General features: G+C 61.1%; 1 protein-coding gene. It reads right to left on the bottom strand.

The window, feature by feature from the left end; genetic code table 11:
• The coding region (locus XcuCFBP2542_RS19090; RefSeq protein WP_146090389.1) for a GTP-binding protein at positions 1 to 428 on the bottom strand (428 nt) is incomplete at its 3' end.
• Position 429 lies beyond the last annotated feature (1 nt).

The following is a 429-nucleotide window of genomic DNA, read 5'->3' as shown; positions in this document are numbered from 1 at the left end:
TCGTCGACCATGTCGGCCTTGTTCAGGAACACGACGATGTGCGGCACACCGACCTGACGCGAGAGCAGGATGTGCTCGCGGGTCTGCGGCATCGGGCCGTCGGCGGCCGAACACACCAGGATCGCGCCGTCCATCTGCGCTGCACCGGTAATCATGTTCTTGACGTAGTCGGCGTGGCCGGGGCAATCGACGTGTGCGTAGTGACGCTTTTCGGATTCGTACTCGACGTGCGCGGTCGAGATCGTGATGCCACGCGCCTTTTCTTCCGGCGCTGCGTCGATCGCGTCGTACGCCTTGAACTCACCACCGAAACGCTCTGCACCGATCTTGGTCAGCGCGGCGGTCAACGTGGTCTTGCCATGGTCAACGTGACCGATGGTGCCGACGTTCACATGTGGCTTGGTACGCGCAAATTTTACTTTTGCCATG

This window comes from Xanthomonas cucurbitae, assembly GCF_002939885.1.
Taxonomy (GTDB): Bacteria; Pseudomonadota; Gammaproteobacteria; order Xanthomonadales; family Xanthomonadaceae; genus Xanthomonas; species Xanthomonas cucurbitae.
Note: the sequence above shows the minus strand (reverse complement) of the source record. Positions and strands in the feature narration are given on the sequence as shown.